Annotated in this window: 23 protein-coding genes and 3 tRNA genes; 12 read left to right on the top strand and 14 right to left on the bottom strand. The window is 66.6% G+C overall.

Features of this window, described 5'->3' with window-relative positions; all coding sequences use genetic code 11:
* Positions 1-142: 142 nt before the first annotated feature.
* Both KB879_RS04765 and KB879_RS04760 read left to right on the top strand, forming a co-directional pair.
* Positions 143-1591, top strand: coding sequence for a PLP-dependent aminotransferase family protein (locus KB879_RS04765; RefSeq protein WP_153956182.1), 1449 nt, complete (start codon positions 143-145; stop codon positions 1589-1591).
* A 158-nt stretch (positions 1592-1749) separates the two neighbouring features.
* On the top strand, positions 1750-2058 hold the full coding sequence (locus tag KB879_RS04760; RefSeq protein WP_013955942.1) for a hypothetical protein: 309 nt from the start codon (positions 1750-1752) through the stop codon (positions 2056-2058).
* Between the two features lie 57 nt (positions 2059-2115).
* On the opposite strand, the gene KB879_RS04755 is transcribed toward KB879_RS04760, so the two are convergent.
* On the bottom strand, positions 2116-2799 hold the full coding sequence (locus KB879_RS04755) for a Fe2+-dependent dioxygenase (protein ID WP_211980836.1): 684 nt from the start codon (positions 2797-2799) through the stop codon (positions 2116-2118).
* Positions 2800-2950: 151 nt separating this feature from the next.
* Between KB879_RS04755 and KB879_RS04750 the strand changes: the two genes are divergently transcribed.
* Entirely contained in the window at positions 2951-3232 is a 282-nt protein-coding gene (locus KB879_RS04750) for a hypothetical protein (protein WP_013955940.1), read from the top strand.
* A gap of 144 nt (positions 3233-3376) precedes the next feature.
* Here KB879_RS04750 and KB879_RS04745 read toward each other — a convergent pair.
* Positions 3377-3452, bottom strand: a tRNA-Met gene (locus KB879_RS04745).
* A 17-nt stretch (positions 3453-3469) separates the two neighbouring features.
* On the opposite strand from KB879_RS04745, the gene KB879_RS04740 reads away from it, so the two are divergent.
* Positions 3470-3655 carry a hypothetical protein gene (locus KB879_RS04740; RefSeq protein WP_013955939.1) on the top strand — a complete coding sequence of 62 codons (186 nt, stop codon included), beginning with the start codon at positions 3470-3472 and terminating at the stop codon, positions 3653-3655.
* Between the two features lie 55 nt (positions 3656-3710).
* Here the strand turns inward: KB879_RS04740 and KB879_RS04735 are convergent, their stop codons facing one another.
* Both KB879_RS04735 and KB879_RS04730 read right to left on the bottom strand, forming a co-directional pair.
* On the bottom strand, positions 3711-3971 hold the full coding sequence (locus KB879_RS04735) for a hypothetical protein (protein ID WP_013955938.1): 261 nt from the start codon (positions 3969-3971) through the stop codon (positions 3711-3713).
* Between the two features lie 214 nt (positions 3972-4185).
* Positions 4186-4262 (bottom strand) — tRNA-Arg (locus tag KB879_RS04730).
* A 156-nt stretch (positions 4263-4418) separates the two neighbouring features.
* Here KB879_RS04730 and greB point away from each other — a divergent pair.
* Complete coding sequence (greB, locus tag KB879_RS04725; protein WP_013955937.1) at positions 4419-4988, top strand: transcription elongation factor GreB; 570 nt, start codon at positions 4419-4421, stop codon at positions 4986-4988.
* A gap of 21 nt (positions 4989-5009) precedes the next feature.
* On the opposite strand, the gene KB879_RS04720 is transcribed toward greB, so the two are convergent.
* The 4 genes from KB879_RS04720 to KB879_RS04705 form a co-directional block, all read right to left on the bottom strand.
* Positions 5010-7421: a bifunctional (p)ppGpp synthetase/guanosine-3',5'-bis(diphosphate) 3'-pyrophosphohydrolase gene (locus KB879_RS04720; RefSeq protein ID WP_041228319.1), complete on the bottom strand. Its 2412-nt coding sequence runs from the start codon at positions 7419-7421 to the stop codon at positions 5010-5012.
* A gap of 196 nt (positions 7422-7617) precedes the next feature.
* Positions 7618-7821, bottom strand: coding sequence for a DNA-directed RNA polymerase subunit omega (gene rpoZ, locus KB879_RS04715; RefSeq protein WP_006578656.1), 204 nt, complete (start codon positions 7819-7821; stop codon positions 7618-7620).
* Between the two features lie 105 nt (positions 7822-7926).
* Positions 7927-8589 (bottom strand): guanylate kinase, encoded by a 663-nt coding sequence (gmk, locus tag KB879_RS04710; protein WP_010809225.1) that lies wholly within the window; start codon positions 8587-8589, stop codon positions 7927-7929.
* Positions 8590-8620: 31 nt separating this feature from the next.
* Positions 8621-9556 (bottom strand): YicC/YloC family endoribonuclease, encoded by a 936-nt coding sequence (locus tag KB879_RS04705; protein ID WP_013955935.1) that lies wholly within the window; start codon positions 9554-9556, stop codon positions 8621-8623.
* Positions 9557-9746: 190 nt separating this feature from the next.
* On the opposite strand from KB879_RS04705, the gene KB879_RS04700 reads away from it, so the two are divergent.
* The 5 genes from KB879_RS04700 to hemW all read left to right on the top strand — a co-directional run bounded on the left by KB879_RS04700 (position 9747) and on the right by hemW (position 14708).
* Positions 9747-10793: a serine/threonine-protein kinase gene (locus tag KB879_RS04700; RefSeq protein ID WP_035819595.1), complete on the top strand. Its 1047-nt coding sequence runs from the start codon at positions 9747-9749 to the stop codon at positions 10791-10793.
* A 56-nt stretch (positions 10794-10849) separates the two neighbouring features.
* Positions 10850-11764, top strand: coding sequence for a PP2C family serine/threonine-protein phosphatase (locus KB879_RS04695; RefSeq protein WP_153956180.1), 915 nt, complete (start codon positions 10850-10852; stop codon positions 11762-11764).
* Between the two features lie 362 nt (positions 11765-12126).
* A complete protein-coding gene (gene rph / locus KB879_RS04690; RefSeq protein ID WP_153956179.1) occupies positions 12127-12846 on the top strand; it encodes a ribonuclease PH in 720 nt (239 codons plus the stop codon).
* Between the two features lie 15 nt (positions 12847-12861).
* Positions 12862-13479, top strand: coding sequence for an RdgB/HAM1 family non-canonical purine NTP pyrophosphatase (gene rdgB, locus KB879_RS04685; RefSeq protein WP_013955932.1), 618 nt, complete (start codon positions 12862-12864; stop codon positions 13477-13479).
* Positions 13476-14708 (top strand): radical SAM family heme chaperone HemW, encoded by a 1233-nt coding sequence (gene hemW / locus KB879_RS04680; RefSeq protein ID WP_013955931.1) that lies wholly within the window; start codon positions 13476-13478, stop codon positions 14706-14708. The genes rdgB and hemW overlap by 4 nt, the downstream gene beginning before the upstream one ends.
* An 80-nt stretch (positions 14709-14788) precedes the next feature.
* On the opposite strand, the gene KB879_RS04675 is transcribed toward hemW, so the two are convergent.
* Positions 14789-15289, bottom strand: a complete 501-nt coding sequence (locus tag KB879_RS04675; protein WP_211980835.1) for a glycine zipper 2TM domain-containing protein — start codon at positions 15287-15289, stop codon at positions 14789-14791.
* A 288-nt stretch (positions 15290-15577) separates the two neighbouring features.
* Here KB879_RS04675 and KB879_RS04670 point away from each other — a divergent pair.
* Positions 15578-15667 (top strand) — tRNA-Ser (locus KB879_RS04670).
* A gap of 43 nt (positions 15668-15710) precedes the next feature.
* Here KB879_RS04670 and KB879_RS04665 read toward each other — a convergent pair.
* The 5 genes from KB879_RS04665 to KB879_RS04645 are packed head-to-tail and all read right to left on the bottom strand — an operon-like array spanning position 15711 to position 19628.
* Positions 15711-16085: a hypothetical protein gene (locus KB879_RS04665; protein ID WP_013955929.1), complete on the bottom strand. Its 375-nt coding sequence runs from the start codon at positions 16083-16085 to the stop codon at positions 15711-15713.
* 40 nt (positions 16086-16125) lie between these two features.
* Positions 16126-17295, bottom strand: a complete 1170-nt coding sequence (locus tag KB879_RS04660) for a betaine/proline/choline family ABC transporter ATP-binding protein (protein ID WP_211980834.1) — start codon at positions 17293-17295, stop codon at positions 16126-16128.
* Positions 17292-17942, bottom strand: a complete 651-nt coding sequence (locus KB879_RS04655; RefSeq protein ID WP_013955927.1) for an ABC transporter permease — start codon at positions 17940-17942, stop codon at positions 17292-17294. Before KB879_RS04655 ends, KB879_RS04660 begins: the two co-directional genes overlap by 4 nt.
* Before the next feature lie 10 nt (positions 17943-17952).
* Positions 17953-18885 carry a glycine betaine ABC transporter substrate-binding protein gene (locus KB879_RS04650; protein ID WP_249221251.1) on the bottom strand — a complete coding sequence of 311 codons (933 nt, stop codon included), beginning with the start codon at positions 18883-18885 and terminating at the stop codon, positions 17953-17955.
* Positions 18886-18911: 26 nt separating this feature from the next.
* Complete coding sequence (locus tag KB879_RS04645; RefSeq protein ID WP_013955925.1) at positions 18912-19628, bottom strand: ABC transporter permease; 717 nt, start codon at positions 19626-19628, stop codon at positions 18912-18914.
* Positions 19629-20317: 689 nt separating this feature from the next.
* Here KB879_RS04645 and KB879_RS04640 point away from each other — a divergent pair.
* On the top strand, positions 20318-21250 hold the full coding sequence (locus KB879_RS04640; RefSeq protein WP_013955924.1) for a pirin family protein: 933 nt from the start codon (positions 20318-20320) through the stop codon (positions 21248-21250).
* Positions 21251-21493 lie beyond the last annotated feature (243 nt).

Below are 21493 nucleotides of genomic sequence, written 5' to 3'. Positions count from 1 at the left end.
GATCGATCTCCGATTTGACAGGTTGGATTCGGCGGGCACTGTGTCGCGCCCGTTGGGATGAAAGATAGACGCATCGATTGGTCCCGTACACTGCCAATTTCCGGCAGAATCAGTAGACCAATTTTGATCGACGCGTACCCTCATGGAACTGCATCTCGCGCTGGACCAAGCCAGCGACCTGACCGCGCAGATCGTCCACCAGATCCGCGACGCAATCCAGGGCGGACGGCTCGGGGCCGGCGCACGCATGCCGCCTACGCGCCTGCTTGGCACGCAGCTGGGCGTGGCGCGCAAGACGGTGACCACGGCGTATGAACGGCTGGTGGCCGAGGGCTGGCTGCACGCGCGCGTCGGCGACGGCACCTATGTGGCCGAGGGGCTGTCCCGCCCGGCCGTGCGCATGGCGGCTGCGCCGGTGCTGCCGCCCGCCGTGCAGCGCTGGATGGCGGTGCCGACGCCGTTCCTGGACGCCGCCGGCGGCGCGCGCTATGCGTTCCAGCCGGGGCAGGCCGACACCACGCGCTTTCCGCATGAAGCCTGGTCGCGCTGCGTGCGCGCGGCGCTGGCCGCCGAGCGCCAGCGTCCGCCCGGCGCCGCCGATCCGGCCGGTGAGATGGTGCTGCGCCAGGCCATTGCCCGCCATATCGCATTCACGCGCGGCGTGCAGAGCATGCCGACTGACATCCTGGTCACAGGCGGCGCGCAACAGGGCATCGACCTGCTGGCCCGGCTGGTGCTCGGGCCCGGCGCCGTGGTGGCGATGGAGGATCCCGGCTACCCGATGGCGCGTTCGTTGTTCCAGGGGCTGGGCGCACGGGTGGTGCCAGTGCCGGTCGATGGCGAAGGGCTGGTGGTGGACGCACTGCCGAACGATGCCACGCTGGTCTATGTCACCCCCTCGCACCAGTCGCCGCTGGGCGTGCCGATGAGCCTGGCGCGGCGCCAGGCGCTGCTGGACTGGGCGGCGCGCCGCCACGCGGTGATCCTGGAAGACGACTACGACAGCGAATTCCGCTACGGCGGCCAGGCACTGGACGCGCTGCAGACGCTGGACCGGCATGGCCGCGTGGTCTACCTCGGCACCTTCTCGAAGACGCTGGTGGCGAACCTGCGCGGCGGCTACCTGGTGGTGCCGCCCTGGCTGATGCCGGCCGCGCGCAAGGTCAAGCACCTGATGGACTGGTACACGCCGACGCTGATCCAGCAGGCGCTGGCGCGCTTCCTGTCCGAGGGGCACCTGCTGCGCCATATCCGGCGCTCGCACGCGCGCCACGCCCAGCGCCGCGCCCGCCTGCTGGCGCGGCTGCAGGGCGACCTGTCGCCGTGGCTGGAGCCGCTGCCGGCGATGGCGGGCTTCCACCTGGCGGCACGGCTGCGCGTGCCGGTGGCGTCCGAGGCGCTGGTCTCGATGGCGCGCCTGGCCGACCTGGCGCTTGCCACGCTCGATCCCTGCTATGCCTCGCCCCCTGCTACCTGCGCGGGGCTGCTGCTGGGCTTCGGCGCCATCGACCTGCTGGATATCGATCCTGCCCTGGACCGGCTGGCAATGGTACTCTCTGCACTGGTACCTGAGCCGCCGCACGCCACGTGACGCGAGCGGCACAGGAGCGATATCAGGTGACGCATCCCGCGCGCATGCCATCCCGGCGAGATGGCGCCGCAGTCATGCTGGTATTTCGCAAACTGCCGTGAACAAATCGGAAGCGTGCGGGTCTCATTCGCACTTTCCACACAACCAGAGTCGCGTTCATGACCAAGCGTTTGTTGTCCGCCATGCGTCAGTACGCATGGTTTGCCGGGGTGAAGCACCATGTCGTGCAGGGCGTCGAAGCCCTGGCGGAGCTGCTCAAGTCCCCTTCCGCCGCGGCGCGCGCCGTCGCGGCCATCATTGCCGAAACCGAGCAAGGCGTACAGGTCTGGGTCTCGTACTTCGGCAAGCCGCTGGATCCGCACACCAACTACGTGCTGTGGCCCAACCGCGCGCTGCGTCCGGCGCGGCGGCGTATCCAGCCCTCTCCGATCGAACTGTTGCAGATGCAGCGACGGCGCGACGAATAGTCGCGCCTGCTTGCTGGCTGACGTGATGCAGCGCCCTTGAGAGGGCGCCGCCGGCGTTCAGGCGTCCGCCCAGCGGCGCAGCAGGTTGTGATAGACCCCGGTCAGGCCGATCACCGATTCATGCGCCTGGCCGAACTCCTGCGCCACCTGGCGGATACGTGCGTCCAGCTCGAACAGCAGCGCGCGCTGGCCATCGTCGCGCACCATGCTCTGGATCCAGAAGAACGATGACACCCGCGCCCCGCGCGTGACCGGCGTCACGTGGTGGATGCTGGTGGCCGGGTACAGCACCATATGCCCGGCCGGCAGCTTCACGCGCTGCTGGCCGTAGGTGTCCTCGATCACCAGTTCGCCGCCGTCGTATTCCTCCGGCTCGGTCAGGAACAGTGTCGCCGACAGGTCGCTGCGGATGCGGAAGCTGGTGCCGCGCAGGTAGCGGATCGCGTTGTCGACGTGATTGGCAAAGGTATGCCCGCCCTCATAGCGGTTGAACAGCGGCGGATAGACCTTCAGCGGCAGCGCCGCCGAGAAGAACAGCGCATTGTTGCCGAGCGCGTCCTGGATCAGGTCGCCCACCTGGCGCGCCGCCGGCGAGCCCTCCGGTAACTGCAGGTTGCGCTTGGCCAGCGCCGACTGGTAACCCGAGGTCTCATTGCCGTCGGCCCACGCCGCCGCTTCGATGACTTGCCGGACTTGCGCCACCTGGGCCTTGGACAGTACGTCGGGAATCTGCAGCATCATGATGGCAATAACATCGGGATAAATTGGGCAGGTGCACATTGTATGGGAAGCGCGGAAAGGACAAGAACAAGAATCATTACTGTTTGATCCTGTGCGGGCGGCGGCTTCACTACAATGGGGTTTGTATCCCCGTCACCGACAAGGAGCCGACATGTCCGAACCGCTACACGATGAAGCGCTGGTCAATCTCTACCTGGAACGCATCTCGGCTCTCTCGGTGAGCGCCTTCGATGGTGCCGATGTCAGCGGCGAGCTCGATGCGGTGATGCGCGAAGCGGTAACCAAGTGCCAGGCCGCGGGCGGGCCGCAGGCGCAAGGCACACTGACGGTGCTGGCCATGCGGCTGCGTGAGCATGCCGACGCCGCGGAGCGTGAAGACCAGCCGCTGGTGCGCGATACGTTCAGGCGTGCGGCGGAACTGGTGCGCACCTAGCGAGCAGGCGCACGAACGCTGCAAGGCCATGCCTTTGGGTTGCGCGGAATCACATCGGAGCAGTGGGTGAGTCAGGCCGGACGGCCTTGAGAACAACGCCTTGAAGGACTGCGGCGAATGCCGCTGGATACTGAGATAAGGCGTTGGTTGCGGGGGCAGGACTTGAACCTGCGACCTTCGGGTTATGAGCCCGACGAGCTGCCAACTGCTCCACCCCGCGTCTGAAGGAGACGGATTATGGGCGATTCACCCGCGCATGGCAAGCGCTATTTTGCCGTGCGCATGAAATCGTTCATTCGTGCCTCGCGCCGTCATGCAATGCGCCTGGCTTTGCCGTCCGGTTCATGGACCGAGCGAGACTTCGCTCGCTTCATTTCCAGCGTAGGAATGCCGGGCCGGATCAAAAATGATCCGCGTCAATAGCAATAGATCACGGCATGATATAAGCCGTTGCGCCAATCACAATGACGCGCAGCCCTTATTCGGCGGGCCCCAGCAGCCGGTCCACCAGGGCATAGCCCGCGCCGAAGGCAGCCACCTCTGCCGCATGGCGCGTGGCGAACTGCTGCGGGCCGCTGGCAAGCAACTCGGTATCGCCCGCGTCGGCCGGGTCGGCGCCTTCCTGCGACACGCGGACTTCATAGCCCCAACGGCCGATGCTGTCCTGCCCTTGCGGCGATACCAGGACATAGACATCCATGCCGCGGTACTCTTCAACGCGCCACTCTGCGTTTTCCATGCGCTCAGCTCCCAGGGTCGAGGTTGTGCCTGATTCGAGCCTAGGAGGCCGCACGCGCGACCGCAAGGCGTGACGCAGCAATCGCAGGCGACGCGTTGGGTGCAGGGGAAAGCGGGAACGGTCGCCGCAGCGCACAGGTCGAACGGCACGACGGCGAGAGGACGGAAACGAAAAAGGGCTTCCGTTTCCGGAAGCCCTTTTCTTTCGGCATAGGTGGCGCGGCTGGCAGGATTCGAACCCACGACCCCTTGGTTCGTAGCCAAGTACTCTATCCAACTGAGCTACAGCCGCACGCGAGAAAAAGATTATAACCCAGTTTTTATTTTTGGGAAGCCCCTTCGCAACTTTTTTGTGATCTTTCCTTGGAAGGGGCGCAGCAGATGCCCGCCGGCGAGGTTCGCCTGTGGCGTTTTCCTATAATGACAGACCCAAGAAGTGATCCGGAACATGAACAAGGCATTTGTCAAAGAGTCGTCCGGCGACGAGGACGACGATCTCCCCGAAGGCGCAACGCCGCTACCTCCCGGCACCAAGAACTACATCACCGCCGATGGCTACAACCGCCTGCGCAATGAGCTGATGCAGCTGATCGACGTCGACCGGCCCGATGTGGTGCAGATCGTGTCGTGGGCGGCCTCCAATGGCGACCGCTCGGAGAATGGCGACTATCTCTATGGCAAGAAGCGGCTGCGCGAGATCGACCGCCGCATCCGCTTCCTGACGCGCCGCCTCGACAAGGCGGAAGTGGTCGACGCGTCCCTGCAGGGCGACAACGACCAGATTTTCTTCGGCGCCACCGTCACCTACGCCAATCGCGCCGGCGAAGAAACCACCATCACCATCGTCGGCATGGATGAAGTCGACCTGGACAGCAACCACGTGAGCTGGATCTCGCCGATCGCCAAGGCGCTGATCAAGGCGCGCGAAGGCGACACCGTGGCGTTGCGCACGCCGGCCGGGGTTGAGCAGATCGATATCCTGGAAGTCCGCTACCCGTCGCCGCGCGGCGCCGAGTAATCCCACGCTGCCGAGCGGCGCTCAGCCGTCGTTGCGGTCGCGGAAGATGCGGATGACGTCGGGGTTGCGGCGCAGCCCGCGCATCACGTTGGCCAGGTGCAGGCGGTTCTGTACCTGGATGATGAACTGCATATAGGTGGCTTCCTGGTGGCCGGCGTCCTGCTGCTCCATGGCCACGTGCGCCACGTTGGCATCGGCGGCGGTCAGGTCGGCCGCCACGCGCGCGACGATGCCCTTGACGTTGCGCACCATCACCTTGATCGATACATCGAAGGCGCGCGTGGTCTTCTTGGCCCACATCACGTCGATCCAGTGCTCAGGATCCTTGCTGTGCAGGCGCTTGGCGATCTTGCAGTCCTGCACGTGGATCTGCAGCCCTTCGCCCTTGCCCAGGTAGCCGACGATCGAATCGCCCGGGATCGGGCGGCAGCACGCCGAGAAGATCATCGACATGCCTTCGTCGCCGGTGATCGGCACCGCGGGCGCTTCTTCGCCGGCAAAGGTCTGCACCGCCGCCAGCAGCGCGCTGTCGACATCGCCGGACAGCTCCTGCAGCAGGATCTCCATGCGCTTGGCCACCACCGCCGGCACACGCCGGCCCAGTGCCAGGTCGGCAAAGATGTCTTCGCGCTGCTTGTTGCCGGTCCACTGGACCATGCGGTCCCACACCGACTGCGGCACCGCCTTGAGCTCGAAGCCGAGCTGGCGCGCCGACTGTTCCAGCAGGCGCTCGCCGAGCTGGATGGCTTCGTCGAGCTTGGTGGTCTTCAGGTAGTGGCGGATCGCCGCGCGCGCCTTGCCGGTGCGCACGAACGACAGCCACGCCGGATTGGGCTTGGAGTATGGCGCCGTCACCACCTCGACGATATCGCCGCTCTTGAGCTCGGTGCGCAGCGGCAACATCTCGTTGTTGATCTTGACCGCAACGCACTGGTTGCCCAGATCGCTGTGCACCGCGTAGGCAAAGTCCAGCGCGGTGGCGCCGCGCGGCAGCGCGCGGATATGGCCCTTGGGCGTGAACACATAGACCGCATCCGGGAACAGGTCGATCTTGACGTGCTCCAGGAATTCCTGCGAATCGCCGGTCTGGCTCTGGATATCGAGCAGCGACTGCAGCCACTGGTGCGCCTGCTGCTGAATATCGTTGGCGTGGTCGGCCTGGTGCTTGTACATCCAGTGCGCAGCCACGCCGGCCTCGGCGATCTGGTGCATGTCGCGCGTGCGGATCTGGAACTCCACCGGCGTGCCAAACGGGCCCACCAGCGTGGTGTGCAGCGACTGGTAGCCGTTGATCTTGGGGATGGCGATGTAGTCCTTGAACTTGCCGGGCATGGGCTTGTACAGCCCGTGCAGCGCGCCCATCGCCATGTAGCAGTGCATCTGCGTTTCCACCACCACGCGGAAACCATATACGTCCAGCACCTGCGAGAACGACAGCTGCTTGTCGTGCATCTTGCGGTAGATGCTGTATAGCGTTTTCTCGCGCCCGGACAGTTCGGCCACGATGCCGGCATCGGCCAGCCCCTTCTGCGCGGCTTCCAGGATACGCTTGACCACCTCGCGGCGGTTGCCGCGCGCGGCCTTGACGGCTTTCTCCAGCGTGGCGTAGCGGAACGGCGAGCCGACCTTGAAGGACAACTCCTGCAGTTCGCGGTAGATCGTGTTGAGACCGAGACGGTGCGCGATCGGCGCATAGATCTCCATCGTCTCCAACGCGATGCGGCGGCGTTTCTCCGGCGGCACGAAGTCGAGCGTGCGCATGTTGTGCGTACGGTCGGCCAGCTTCACCAGGATCACGCGCACGTCGCGCGCCATCGCCAGCAGCATCTTGCGGAAGCTCTCCGCCTGCGCCTGCTCGCGGCTCTGGAATTCGAGCTTGTCCAATTTGGTCAGGCCATCGACCAGTTCGGCGACCTTGGGGCCGAATTTCTCGGCCAGCTCGCTCTTGGTGATGCCCTGGTCTTCCATCACGTCGTGCAGCAGCGCCGCCATGATGGACTGCACATCCAGCTTCCAGTCCGCGCACAGCTCGGCCACCGCCACCGGATGGGTGATGTAGGGCTCACCGCTCTGGCGGTACTGGCCCAGATGGGCTTCGTCGGAAAACTGGAAGGCCTCGCGCACGCGCGCCAGGTCGGGCGCCTTCAGGTACGCGAGTTTCTCCATCAGCCGGGTGATGGAGATGACCTGCTGGCGCGGCGGCACCGCCGGCTGCGAGGTCGGGCCGAAGAAGTGACGGTATGACTGCGCCAGCACTGCGTCGATAAACAGGCTGTCAGCCGCCGGCGCCACATCCTGCATCGCGGCCAGCTCGTCCTGCAGTGCCGCGCCCCTGGCCTTGCCCGGCGCCAGCGCGGGCGCGACGGCACGTTCGCCGACGACATCGCCGCCGAGCGGATCGGGAAGATTGGGAGCGCCGGTGCGCGCGTTCACGGAGGGTTGGCCCGGAATGGTGCGCTTACGCGCCGTAGGCGGGGCCGCATCGCCAAGCGCCGGCGCCACGGCAGTCGGCGACGGCTGGGAGGGAGGCTTGGAGGGCGAATGCGGCGAAGGCATGGCGGCGGCCCCTGGAATCCGGCTGGATACGTGCTGGCACGATGCGAGGATAAGCCATGGGCCGCCTGACCAATCAGGTCGGGACCTTCTTCAGCATCTCGATGCCGACCTGGCCCGACGCGATCTCGCGCAGTGCCACCACAGTCGGCTTGTCCTTTGCTTCGACTTTGGGCGTGTGGCCCTGCACCAGCTGACGGGCACGATACGTGGCCGCCAGCGCGAGCTCGAAGCGATTCGGAATGTGTTTCAGACAATCTTCGACGGTAATACGCGCCATATCAAATCCACCTTGGGACAAAACCTTACGTTGGGTTGCTATTTTACAGCACGCGGCGGAAAACGCCGGCGGCGCCTCGCGCGGCTGTCATCGGCAGGCATCGGCTCAGTGGATGCCCAGCTCGATAAACAGCTCCGTATGCCGCGCTTTCTGCGAGGAAAACCGCAGCCGCGTGGCGCTGATCACGTTGCGCAACTGCTCCAGAGCATCGTCGAAGACCTCGTTGATGATGACGTAGTCCGACTCCGAGGCGTGGGCCATTTCACTGCCCGCCGCCAGCAGCCGGCGCACGATCACATTGGGCTCGTCCTGGCCGCGCTTTTTCAGGCGCTCTTCCAGCGCCGTCAGCGACGGCGGCAGGATGAAGATCTCGACCGCGTTGGAAAAGCGCTGGTGCACCTGCTGCGCGCCCTGCCAGTCGATCTCGAGCAGCACGTCGTTGCCTTGCGCCATCTGCTGCTCGATCCACACGCGCGAGGTCGCGTAGTAGTTGCCGTGGACCTCGGCCCATTCCAGGAAGTCGCCGCGATCGCGCGCAGCGCGGAACGCGTCGACCGTGACGAAGTGGTATTCGCGCCCGTCCTGCTCGCCCGGGCGCGGCGCGCGCGTGGTGTGCGAGATCGACAGGCGGATGGCCGGGTCCTGCGACAGCAGCTTGTTGACCAGCGTCGACTTGCCGGCTCCGGACGGCGCCACCACCATGAAGAGGTTGCCGGGGTAGACGGTATCGATGGCAGTGTGGGGCGCGGATTGAGGCGTTGGGCTCATGATGATTCTTTGGTGATTCCTGGGACTGTCTTTATTCGAGATTCTGGACCTGCTCGCGCATCTGTTCGATCAGCAGCTTGAGCTCCATCGAGGCGTCGGCCAGTTCCTTGGCGGCGGCCTTGGAGCCAAGCGTGTTGGCCTCGCGGTTGAGCTCCTGCATCATGAAGTCCAGGCGCTTGCCGGCCTGACCGCCCTTCTTCAGGATATGCCGGGTCTCGTTCAGGTGCGCCTGCAGCCGCGACAGCTCTTCGGCGATGTCGATGCGGATGCCGTAGACGGTGGCTTCCTGGCGGATGCGCTCGGCGATCTCGTCGCGGCTCATCGACGGCATGCCGGCAGGCGCGGCCAGGTTGAAGGCCTCCTGGAGGCGCTCGGTCAGCTTGTCCTGGTGATGGGCGATCAGCTGCGGGATGGTCGGCGTCAGGCGCTCGACGATCGCCAGCATGGCGTCGATGCGCTCCATCAGCGTCGCCTTGAGCGCGTCGCCTTCGCGGCGGCGGGCTTCCAGCAGCTGGTCCAGCGCCTCGCGCGCGGCGCCCAGCACCGCCTCGCGCAGTGCCTCCTGCGACAGTTCCGGCTCGACCAGCACGCCCGGCCAGCGCAGGATCTCGCCCATGCGCAGGGTGCCGGCACTGGCGAAGGTGGCGGCGACGGTGGTTTCCAGCGCGCGGATCTGCGCCAGCAGCCCTTCATTGAGGGCCAGGGTGGCGCCGCCGGCGTCGGTGCGCTGCAGGTTGATGCGGCACTCCAGCTTGCCTCGCGACAGCTCGGCCATCAGCATCTCGCGCAGGGCCGGCTCGAAGGCGCGGCACTCTTCCGGGGCCCGGAACAACAGGTCGAGGAAACGCGAATTGACAGTGCGGAATTCCACCGAAACGGACGCGGAGCGCCCGCTGGGCTCGCCTTGCGCGTTGGTCAATGGCGCCTGGCGCGTGGCCAGGCCATAGCCTGTCATGCTGTGGATCATTGGATGTTCTCGTGAATGGCGGCGGCCCCGGGCTGCTGGCGGCCCGCGTACGTCCGCCTCGAGCGCCCCGCACGGGAGCCCGGGGACGCTCTCAATACGTTGAAAGGAGGGCAACAATGCCCTTATTTGTGTTCTTTACAAGTGACCGATTAGCCCGGACAATCCGGAGGCAAATCAGGTCCCTATTCCCATGACAGAGCCAAAGGGCACGACACAACCGAAGAGTGCACCGCTGCCCGTCGGCACGCTGTTGTCCAACTATCGTATTGTAAAGAAGTTGGCCAGCGGGGGGTTCAGTTTCGTCTACCTGGCCACCGACGATACCGGCGCGCCAGTTGCCATCAAGGAATACCTGCCGGCGTCGCTGGCGCGGCGCAACCCGGGCGAACTCATCCCCGTGGTGCCCGAGGAAAACGCCGCCGCGTTCCGGCTGGGCCTGAAATACTTCTTTGAAGAGGGCCGCTCGCTGGCCCGCATCTCCCATCCCAGCGTAGTGCGCGTAGTGAATTTCTTCCGCGAGAATTCCACCGTCTACATGGTGATGAACTACGAGCTGGGCAAGACGCTGCAGGAGCACGTGCTGGCCGCCCGGCAGCAAGGCGGCCCCAAGGTGCTGCGCGAGCATTTCATGCGCAAGGTCTTCCACGACCTGATGAGCGGCCTGCGCGAGGTCCATATCCACAAGCTGCTGCACCTGGACATCAAGCCCGGCAACATCTACCTGCGCGAGGACGAATCCCCGATCCTGCTGGATTTTGGCGCCGCGCGGCAGACCCTGACGATGGAAGCGGCCCGCTTCCAGCCGATGTACACCCCCGGCTTTGCCGCGCCCGAGCTCTATGGCAAGCATTCCGACCTGGGCCCGTGGACCGATGTCTACAGCCTGGGCGCCACGCTCTACGCCTGCATGGCCGGCATGCCGCCGCAGGAAGCCAACCAGCGCGAAAAGGAAGACCGCATGGGCGAAGCCCTGGCGCGGCTGCGCAGCAGCTACACCAACGGGCTGGTGGACCTGGTCGAATGGTGCCTGCGGCTGACGCCGGCCGAGCGCCCGCAGAGCGTGTTCCGGCTGCAAAAGGAGTTGCGCGAGCAGACCAACGCCCTGGGCGAGCAGACGCTGGCGCCGCAGACGCAAGCCCCGGCCATGGCACCGGCGGAGCGGCCCGCGGCGACATCGCGCTTCCTGACCCTGCTGCGCCGGCGTGACGAACCCGTCCCCGGCGCGAGCGTCGACTGAATCACAAATCTGGCGCCCCGGTTGCGGCCAGTCCACTGAATTCCCTGAAAGCCAACATGCGATTCTCTGTCTACCAGGAAAGCAGGAAAGGCGGCCGCCGCGTCAACCAGGACCGCATGGGCTATTGCTTCACGCGCGACGCGCTGCTGATGGTGCTGGCCGACGGCCTGGGCGGCCATGCGCACGGCGAAGTCGCCGCGCAGCAGGCGCTGCAGACGCTGGCGCGCCAGTTCCAGGTGCAGGCGCGGCCCACGGTGCGCAACCCGGCCGAGTTCCTGCAGGACACCATCATGCTGGCCCACCGCGAGATCCACCGCTATGCCGAAGCCAACCAGATGGCGGACGTGCCGCGCACCACGGTGGTCTGCTGCCTGGTGCAGCAGGGCCAGATCTACTGGGCCCACGCCGGCGACTCGCGCTATTACCTGCTGCGCAAGAGCCGGCTGCTGACGCGCACGCGCGACCACTCCAAGATCGAGAACCTGCTGCAGCAGGAGCGCGTGCTGCCGATGCACGTGGCCAACCACCCGGAGCGCAACAAGCTCTACAACTGCCTGGGCTCGCCCAACCTGCCGCTGATCGACCTGGGCGGCCCGGTGCGGCTGGAGCCGGGCGACGTGGCCCTGCTCTGCTCCGACGGCCTGTGGGGCGCGCTGGAAGAGCCCGCGCTGGTGGACAAGCTGTCGCGCCTGTCGGTGGTGCAGGCGGTGCCGGCGCTGATCGAGCAGGCGCTGCAGAACGCCGGCGAAGGTGCCGACAACACCACCGGCATCGCCATGATGTGGGAACTGGACAGCAATGCGGCGGGACAGGATTCGGTCATGACTGACACCCTGCCGCTGAACGCCTTCACCACCTCGATCCTGGAGCGCACCGGCACTGATAGCGACCTGCTGTCCGAAGAGGAGATCGAGCGCTCGATCGCCGAGATCCGCGCCGCCATCGACAAGACCAGCAACCTGATGCGGTAATGCCCTTCCCGGGCGCACGCCGGGGAGGCTATGCAGCGTTTTAGAACCCATTTCATGATGAAGAAGGGGCGCGAAGGCTGCTGCCGGGCCGCAGGGTTAGGCGTGGCCGACGCCGCGTGGTCACTCCACGCAAGGAGGCCACAACAACGCCATGCGGCCCGGCAGCAGCCTTCCCTGTGGGTTCAAGCCAGGCGTGGCGCATGCGTTGTTGCGGGCCTTGACCTTGGAATAACCAAGGCCGGCGGCCCGCGCCTAGCCTGCGCCGCGCCTGGCTTGAACGCGTCCCCTTTCATCATGAAATGGGTTCTTTGGGCTGGCGGCGTTAGAATCGCGGTCTCTCCCCGATTCGGACAAACCATCCCATGCGACCCAGCGGCCGCGCAGCCGATGCGCTGCGTTCCATCAGCCTTACCCGCCACTACACCCGCCATGCTGAGGGCTCCGTCCTGTGTGCCTTTGGCGACACCAAGGTGCTTTGCACCGCCAGCGTGCTGGCCAAGGTGCCGCCGCACAAGAAAGGCAGCGGCGAAGGCTGGGTCACGGCCGAATACGGCATGCTGCCGCGCGCCACGCACACCCGCTCGGACCGCGAAGCCGCGCGCGGCAAGCAGACCGGCCGCACCCAGGAAATCCAGCGCCTGATCGGCCGCGCCATGCGCTCGGTGTTCGACCTGGCGGCGCTGGGCGAATACACCATCCACCTGGACTGCGACGTGCTGCAGGCCGACGGCGGCACCCGCACCGCGGCCATCACCGGCGCCTTCGTCGCCGCCCATGACGCGGTTTCGACCATGCTGCGCGACGGCCTGATCGCCGCCAGCCCGATCCGCGACCATGTTGCCGCGGTCTCAGTCGGCATGGTCGACGGCGTGCCGGTGCTGGACCTGGACTACGCCGAGGACAGCAACTGCGACACCGACATGAACGTGGTCATGACCGGCAGCGGCGGCTTTGTCGAGGTGCAGGGCACCGCCGAAGGCGTGCCCTTCAGCCGCGCCGACCTGGACGCCATGACGCGCCTGGCCGAAGCCGGCATCGCCCGCCTGGTGCAGCACCAGCGCGAAGCGCTCGACCTGGCCTGAGCAGCGGGACCCGCGATGCAACGCCTGGTACTGGCTTCCAACAACGCCGGCAAGCTGCGCGAATTCGGCGCGCTGCTGGCTCCGCTCGGCTTTGACGTGGTGCCCCAGGGCGAACTGGGCATTCCCGAGGCCGAAGAGCCCTTTGCCACCTTCGTCGAGAACGCGCTGGCCAAGGCCCGCCACGCCAGCCGGCTGGCCGGGCTGCCCGCGCTGGCCGACGATTCCGGCATCTGCGTGCAGGCGCTGGACGGCGCGCCCGGCGTCTATTCCGCGCGCTATGCGCAGATGGCCGGGCAGGCCAGGTCGGATGCCGCCAACAATGCGCACCTGGTCTCGCAACTGGCCGGCAAGCTGAACCGCCACGCACACTACTACTGCGTGCTGGTGTTCGTGCGCCACGCCGAAGACCCCTGCCCGATCATTGCCGAAGGCCTCTGGCACGGCGAGGTCGTCGACGCGCCGCGCGGCGCGGGCGGCTTTGGCTACGACCCGCACTTCCTGCTGCCGCGCCTGGGCAAGACAGCCGCCGAGCTGTCACCCGAAGAGAAGAACACGGTCAGCCACCGGGCCCAGGCGCTGCGCGCGCTGGTGGCACGGCTGCAGGCCGATGCCGCGGAAACCACCACCCGATGATCCCGATCGTACCGGTCTCCGCGTCCGTGCCCGTGGACAGCAAGCAGCTCTGGCTCAAGCCCGGGCAGATCAGCCTACCCGGCTCGCCACCGCTGTCGCTGTACGTGCATATCCCGTGGTGCGTGCGCAAGTGCCCGTATTGCGATTTCAACTCGCACGCCGCGCCCGGCGCCGACAACCACGAGATCCCGGAAGACATCTACCTGGACGCGCTGCGCGCGGACCTGGAGCAATCGCTGCCGCTGGTGTGGGGCCGGCCGGTGCATACGGTCTTTATCGGCGGCGGCACGCCCAGCCTGCTGTCGGCAGCGGGTATGGACCGGCTACTGTCGGATATCCGCGCGCTGCTGCCGCTGGACGCCGACGCCGAGATCACGATGGAGGCCAACCCCGGCACCTTCGAGGCCGACAAGTTCGCCAGCTACCGCGCCAGCGGCATCAACCGGCTGTCGATCGGCATCCAGAGCTTCAACGACCGGCACCTGCAGGCGCTCGGCCGCATCCACGGCGGTGCCGAGGCGCGCAAGGCGATCGACATCGCCCAGGCCAGCTTCGACAACATCAACCTGGACCTGATGTACGCCCTGCCCGGCCAGACGCTGGATGAATGCCGGCAGGATGTGGAAACCGCGCTGTCGTACGGCACCACGCACCTGTCGCTGTACCACCTGACGCTGGAGCCCAACACGCTGTTCGCCAGGTTCCCGCCCGCGCTGCCGGACGACGACAGCGCGTACGAGATGCAGGACTGGATTGAAGCGCGCACGGCCGAGGCCGGCTACCGGCACTACGAAACTTCGGCGTACGCAAAGCCGCATCGCGAGGCGCGCCACAACCTGAACTACTGGCGCTTCGGCGACTACCTCGGCATCGGCGCCGGCGCGCACGGCAAGCTGTCGTTCCCGCATCGGATACTGCGCCAGATGCGGCACAAGCATCCGGCCACCTACATGGAGCGGGCACTGGCCGGCAATGCCGTGCAGGAAGCGCGCGATGTCGGCGCCGACGAATTGCCGTTCGAGTTCATGCTCAACGCCCTGCGCCTGACCGACGGCGTGCCGGCATCAAGCTTCCACGACTACACCGGGCTGCCGCTGCATACCATCAGCAAGCAGCTGGCCGAGGCGGAAAAGAAAGGGCTGCTGGAAGCGGACCTGACCACCATCCGCCCCACCGAGCTGGGCCGGCGCTTCCTCAACGACCTGCAGGAGATGTTCCTGAAGGACTGAGCGCCGCCGTGCGCCGGCAACAAAAAAAGGCCACGCAATGCGTGGCCTTTTACATGCTGGCAAACGTCAGGCTGGCCTTATCAGTACGGCGTTGCCATGTCGTTGGCCACGCGCGCCCGCATGCCCACCTGCAGGTTGCCCAGGCTCGACTGGGTCACCGTGGCCACGCGGCCATCATCCAGGCGCACGTTGACGCGGTACGCGGTCTGCGTGTTGCTGCCCGCGCGCTTCTCGATCTGGTTGCCGGCCACGGCGCCGACCACGGCACCGCCGATGGTCGCCGCGGTCTGCCCGCGCCCGCCGCCGATCTGGTGGCCCAGCAGGCCGCCGGCCGCACCGCCGATCACGGTGCCAAGCAGGCCCGAGCTGTTTTGCGTGTTGGTGATCGGTTCGATCGATTCCACACGGCCGTAGTACACCGCGCCAGCCGGGGCCTGCGAGGTGTTGGGAGTCTGGTACCCCGGAGGCGGGGCGTTGTAGCCGGTGTTGTAGCCGCTGTCATACGGCGGCGCGGCACAACCGGCCAGCACAGCCGCTGCGGCCACCGGAGCGATCAGCCATTTCTTGCTATGGATTCGCATTTTGAGTTCTCCTCTGTTGCCAGGCGAAAGCCGGGGATGCGGCACACACCGCGCCACCCGGCACGACAATATGAGCGATGCCGGCGTGTGAAGGTTCCGTAATGTCAGACAGACGCCGACATCCGCGGCGGTGGATGTGGCAGGAAGTTTACGCGCGCTTGCGTGCCGCAACACAAGACCACCATCGATCCACGCGAGCCTTGTATAATGCGCGGCCTGACCGTCAGGTCTGCAGGCGGCAGCGCGCGGGGCCCGTGTCCTTTCGCGCTACAATGTCCGCACTTTCCAGGAAGCGTGGCCGAGTGGTTTAAGGCAGCAGTCTTGAAAACTGCCGATGGGGTGACCCATCCGTGAGTTCGAATCTCACCGCTTCCGCCAGACAAGAGAAACGGCCCGCACCAGTGACTGGTGCGGGCCGTTTTCATTGGGCATCGCCGTGCGGGTCTTGCGTCAGCAGCCGGTACGCCTCGGCTTCTGAAATCCTGAGCCGGTACTTGCACGCCAGCACGCGCGCCAGCCCATGCGCCGCGCCCGGCGGGCTGTACCGCAGCTGCACGCGGTAGGCCTCCACTTCATAGCGCAGGCGCCAGCGCCGGCTGGCCAGGTAGAGCACGCCCATCAGGCCCCAGCTGCGCCAGAACTGGCGCACATGCACCTTCTCGTGCTCGATCAGCGCATGGCTGGCGCCGGGGCGCAGTAGGATCAGCGGACCGGGCGTGAAGCCGTCAAACCCGCGCGGGATCAGCCAGCGGGTTTCGACGACCAGGCACAGGGGCGAGCGGCAATAGCGAAGCATGCACCTAGCATAGCGCGGAAGCCGCCGCCCTGCTGCTGGCTCAGGCCGCCGCTCGCAGCGGCGCGGGAGCGGAGGCGGCCAGCGCCCCGGCCTGCCCGCGCGAACGTCCCGAACTCAGGTACCCCGCGATCGATTCCTGCGTGACCTCGCCCAGGTAGGCACCGTCAGCGCCCATCACCGGCAGCCAGCTGGTGTTGTGCTGGTACATGCGCGACAGCACGATGCGCAAGTGCTCGTCGAAGGCCGCGGTCACGGCGAACGGACGCATTACATCACTGCACTGCCCCTTGCCGGAGCGCGCATCGCGGCGCGTGACGTAGCCCAGCGCGACTTGGGCGTCGTCCACCACCGGCAGGTGGCGCACGTCGGCGTCGTCCATCACGGCCAGCGCCTCGGCCAGCGGCATGTCGGGGCGGCAGCTCGGCGGCATGGTGGCGGCGTCGCCGGCGCGCACCAGCAGCAGGCGCTTGAGCGTGTTGTCATGGCCGACGAAGGCCTGCACGAACTCATCGGCCGGATGTGCCAGCAGCGCGTCGGGGTGGTCGAACTGCACCAGCTTGCCGCGGCGGAACACCGCCACCTTGTCGGCCAGCTTGATGGCCTCATCGATGTCGTGCGAGACCATGATCACGGTCTTGCCGAGCTGGCGCTGCATCTGCAGGAATTCGTTCTGGATGCTCTCGCGGTTGATCGGGTCGACCGCACCGAAGGGCTCGTCCATCAGCAGCAGCGGCGCGTCGGCCGCCAGCGCGCGGATCACGCCGATGCGCTGCTGCTGGCCTCCGGAGAGCTCGCGCGGATAGCGCGTCAGCAGCCGGTTGGGGTCGAGCTGCACCATCGCCATCAGCTCGCGCGCGCGCTCGCGGCATTGCTTCTTGTCCCAGCCCAGCAGGCGCGGCACCACCATGATGTTCTCTTCGATGGTCATGTTGGGGAACAGGCCGATCTGCTGGATCACGTAGCCGATCTCGCGGCGCAGGGTCACGCCGTCAAGGCCGCGCGTGTCCTCGCCCTCGATGCGCACCGTGCCCGAGGTCGGCTCGATCAGCCGGTTGATCATCTTCAGCGTGGTGGTCTTGCCGCAGCCCGAGGGGCCGAGGAAGACGCAGATCTCGCCGCGCGGCACCGTCAGCGACACGGCGTCGACGGCGCGCGTTTCGGTGCCGTCTTTCTGCGGGAAGGACTTGGTGAGTTGGTCGAGTTCGATCATAGCCGGATTCCTTTCGGCGTTAGCGCGCGCTGCAGCCACTGCAGGAAGGCGTCCGCCACGATGGCGAGCAGGCTGACCAGGACCGCGCCCACGGCCAGCTTGCTCATGTTGCTCTGGCTGATCGCCTGCAGGATCAGCACTCCAAGGCCACCCGCGCCGATGATGGCGGCAATGGTGGCAACCCCGACATTCATCACCACGGCGGTACGCACGCCGCCAAGGATCACCGGCACCGCCAGCGGCAGGTCCACCAGCCGCATGCGCTGCCAGGTGGTCATGCCGATGCCGCGCCCCGCTTCCTGGATGCCGGGGTCGACATTGGCCAGCGCGGTGTAGGTGTTGCGCATGATCGGCAGCAGCGAGTACAGGAACACCGCCGTCACCGCGGGCACGTAGCCCAGCGCATGGCCGAAGCGCGCGAAGATCGGGATCATCAGCCCGAACAGCGCGATCGACGGCAGCGTCAGCACGATCGTCGCCAGCGCCAGCAGCGGCGTGGCGAGCGCGCGGAAGCGCGTGATCACAATGCCCAGCGGTACGCCGATCAGGATGGCCAGCCCCACTGCCGAACCCACCAGCGCCAGGTGCTCGCCGGTCATTTTCAGCAGCGTGGGCCAGCTGTGTTGCAGGTACGAGATCAAGTCCATGCAGCCCTCCTCAGATCAGTCCGTGGCGGCGCAGGAAATCCTCCGCGACCTTGTCCACCGGCTGCTGGCCGATGTCCACCTTGTAGTTCATGTCGGTCATGCTCTCGTTGTCGAGCTTGGCCGCCAGCGCGTTGAGCAGGCCCGCGAGCTCCGGGCGCTGGTCAAGCACCGGCTTGCGCACCACCGGCACGGCGTTGTATGGCGGGAAGAAGTGCAGGTCGTCTTCCAGCAGCACCAGGTCGAAACCCTTGACGCGGCCGTCAGTGGCATAGACCAGGCCCAGTTCCACCTGGTTGTTCTTCAGTGCGGTGTAGACCAGGCCCGGGTCGAGCTGGATCACGTCGCGGCGCGAGAACGGCAGCTTGTACAGCGCCTTGAGCGGCTCCAGGCCGTCCGGGCGCGCAGCGAATTCCATGTCGACCGCGAACGGGTGGCTGGCGTCGGGACCGGCGCGGCGCATCTGCTCGGCAAAGCCCGACAGCGTGGTCACGCCGCTGGCCGCGCGTTCCTTCGGCATCGCCAGCGCATAGGTGTTGTTGATGTTCGAGGCATCGAGCCACACCAGCCCGCGCGCACTATCCATCTGCTTGACGCGCTCGTAGCTTTCCCTGGCGCCCAGTTTTTCCTGGACCTTGTTGAACACGATCAGCGCGGTGCCGGTGTAGTCCCACACCACGTCGAGCTGGTTGCTCTCCATTGCCTGGCGCATCAGCGTGCTGCCCAGGCCGGCGGTCAGTTCGGTGGTGAGGCCCTTGGCGCGCAGGTACTTCGACGTCATTGACGACAGCAGCAGCTGCTCTGTGAAGTTCTTGCCGCCCACGCGGATCGGCGTGGCCTCGGCATGCGCTTCAGGCGCAGTGGCCAGCGCCAGGCCCGCCGCAAAGGCGGTGACGGCAGCCACCACCAGGGCGACACGCCGGGCACGGCGGCGAATGAATTGCATCTGGTTTTCCATTTCGGTCCCCATGTTCAGCGCGCCAGGCCGCGGCGGCGCAGGTACAGCTGGCCGGCGGCGGCAAAGAGCGCGTCCAGGGCCAGCGCCAGCAGCGCCGTGGCGGCCGCGCCAAGCAGCAGCAGCGGCTGGTTGTTCAGATAGATGCCCGGGAAGATCAGCTCGCCCAGGCTGTTGGCGCCGATCAGGAACGACAGCGGCACCGTGCCCACGTTGATGACCAGGGCGATGCGGATGCCGGCCAGCATCACCGGCAGTGCGTTGGGCAGTTCCACGCGCACCAGGCGCTGCACCGGGGTCATGCCGATGCCACGCGCCGCTTCCAGCAGCGTGGGCGAGACATTGCGCAGGCCTTCGTAGGTATTGCGCACGATCGGCAGCAGCGAGGCCAGCCACAGCGCCAGGATGGCGGGCCGCTCGCCGATGCCGAGCACGGCCAGGGCCAGAGCCAGCACCGCCAGCGACGGCACGGTATTGCCCACGTTGAAGACCTGCATCAGGCGGTCGGCCCAGCGGCGCATGCACGGGCGGCTCAGCGCGATGCCGGCCGGGATGCCGGTGGCCAGCGCCAGCGTCATGGACAGCACCACCAGGCGCAAGTGGTCGGCCACGTCGTAGAGCAGGCGCTCCTGGTACTGGCGGATCACATCGACGCCGATCCATGCCACCAGTGCGGCCAGCGCGGCAAGCGTCAGTCCTGCCCAGGCGAAGACCCGTGCCGATTCCTTTGACATACTCTCCCCTTTTCCGAAACCGGAAAGCGCGCAGCACGCCACTTCCCGGCGATGGAAAACAATATGGGCTGGTGCGTGCGGAGATGGGGCGCCACCAGTCCCGGTTCAGATTGCATTGCCGCCATGACCGGCACGATTGCCGGCGGACGGTCTGTGGATTCCTCCGCCGTGGGCGGGAAGTCCGATTGACGGGATGCCGGGTTGGATGGCAGTCCCTGAAGCGGCGCAACCGGCGCCGCAAGCATGTTGCGATCGGTTGGCCAGTGGCAGCGCAAGTATTGAAGTTTTCCGACGCGCCGCCGGTACATCGGCCGTTGACTGGCAAGGGCTAGCGAGGTTTTTCCACCCCCGCATCTCGCTTCAACGGATGACAAAGAGAGCGCTATTATAGCGATCTTCATCGATCCTGTCATCTTCCCGCATTCTTCCGGCCTTCCTGCGCCGATCTGGCGCGAATTGGCAGCACTGGGACGGCAGTTTCGGCCGTGCATTAGTCAGCACATCGCGATCACTCGGATCGTTCTGAATTCGCGGAGACCGACGCAGGTAATTGGTACGCCAGCAGAACAATCTGTTGCCCGGCGACCCTCTACTCTTTCCGCGCCAAACCACTAAATTGACGAGGTAGCTGAAACGACGGGAACCCGGCCTGGCCATTGCCGCGCGGGACCCGCCCACAGGAGAAAGACATGGACACCCTTACCACCACCCTCGCCACCGTTCCCGCCGCCGCTGCCGAAACCGTGCAACGTTCGCGCGCCGTGGATCGCGTCGTGCGGGGCATCGCCACCTCGGACGGCGCCGGCGTCAAGCTGACCCGCGTGCTGACGCAGAACCTGCAGCGCCGGCTGGACCCGTTCCTGATGCTCGATGCCTTCGGTACCGACAGCAAGGACGACTACATCGGCGGCTTCCCCGATCACCCGCACCGCGGCTTCGAGACCATCACCTACATGCTGGCCGGGCGCATGCGCCATCGCGACAGCGCCGGCAACGAGGGCCTGCTGCAGAACGGCGGCGCGCAGTGGATGGTGGCGGGCGCCGGCGTGGTCCACTCGGAAATGCCCGAGCAGGAAGACGGCCGCATGGAGGGCTTCCAGCTGTGGCTGAACCTGCCGGCCGCGGACAAGATGACCGCGCCGTGGTACCGCGACCTGCCCGCCGCCGAGATCCCGACGGTGGCATTGGACAACGGCGGCACGGTGCGCGTGCTGGCGGGCGCCACGCACGGCGTGGCCGGCGCGATCACGCGCCCGGTGACCGAGCCGGTCTACCTGGACGTGCACCTGCCGGCCGGCCAGACCTTTGCGCAGGCGCTGCCGGTCGGGCACAACGCGTTCGTCTACGTGTACCGGGGCGAGGTCTCGATCGGCAACGGCGACGACCGCGCCGTGATCGAGGCCCAGCGCATGGGCGTGCTGGACAACGCCGGCCAGTCTGACGGCGTCATCGTCAGGGCCGAGGCCGACGCGCGCTTCCTGCTGATCGCGGGCCAGCCGCTGAACGAGCCGATCGCGCAGTACGGGCCGTTCGTGATGAACACGCAGGAGCAGATCTACCAGACCCTGGCGGACTTCCGCGACGGGCGCTTCGCCACCAGCGCCGCCGCCATCGACGCCTGAGCCCTGCCAGCGAGCGGCCGCCCTGGCCGCCCGCCGCTGCCGCGCCAGCCCAGCCGCTGGCTCCGCAAGGAGCCGGCGGTTTTTTCGTGCTGTAGCCGGCACGCGACTTGCAACCGCCCCCAAACCGTTGCAGGGACTGGATTGACGCCGGAATCGGCCCGCCCGGTCCCCGCTCACTTATATAATCCATCACCAATATCGGGCATCACCAGACCATGATGAATGCTGCAATGCGTCGCGGCG

Source organism: Cupriavidus sp. KK10 (assembly GCF_018223725.1).
Classification (GTDB): domain Bacteria; phylum Pseudomonadota; class Gammaproteobacteria; order Burkholderiales; family Burkholderiaceae; genus Cupriavidus; species Cupriavidus necator.
This window is presented reverse-complemented; position numbering and strand designations above follow the sequence as displayed.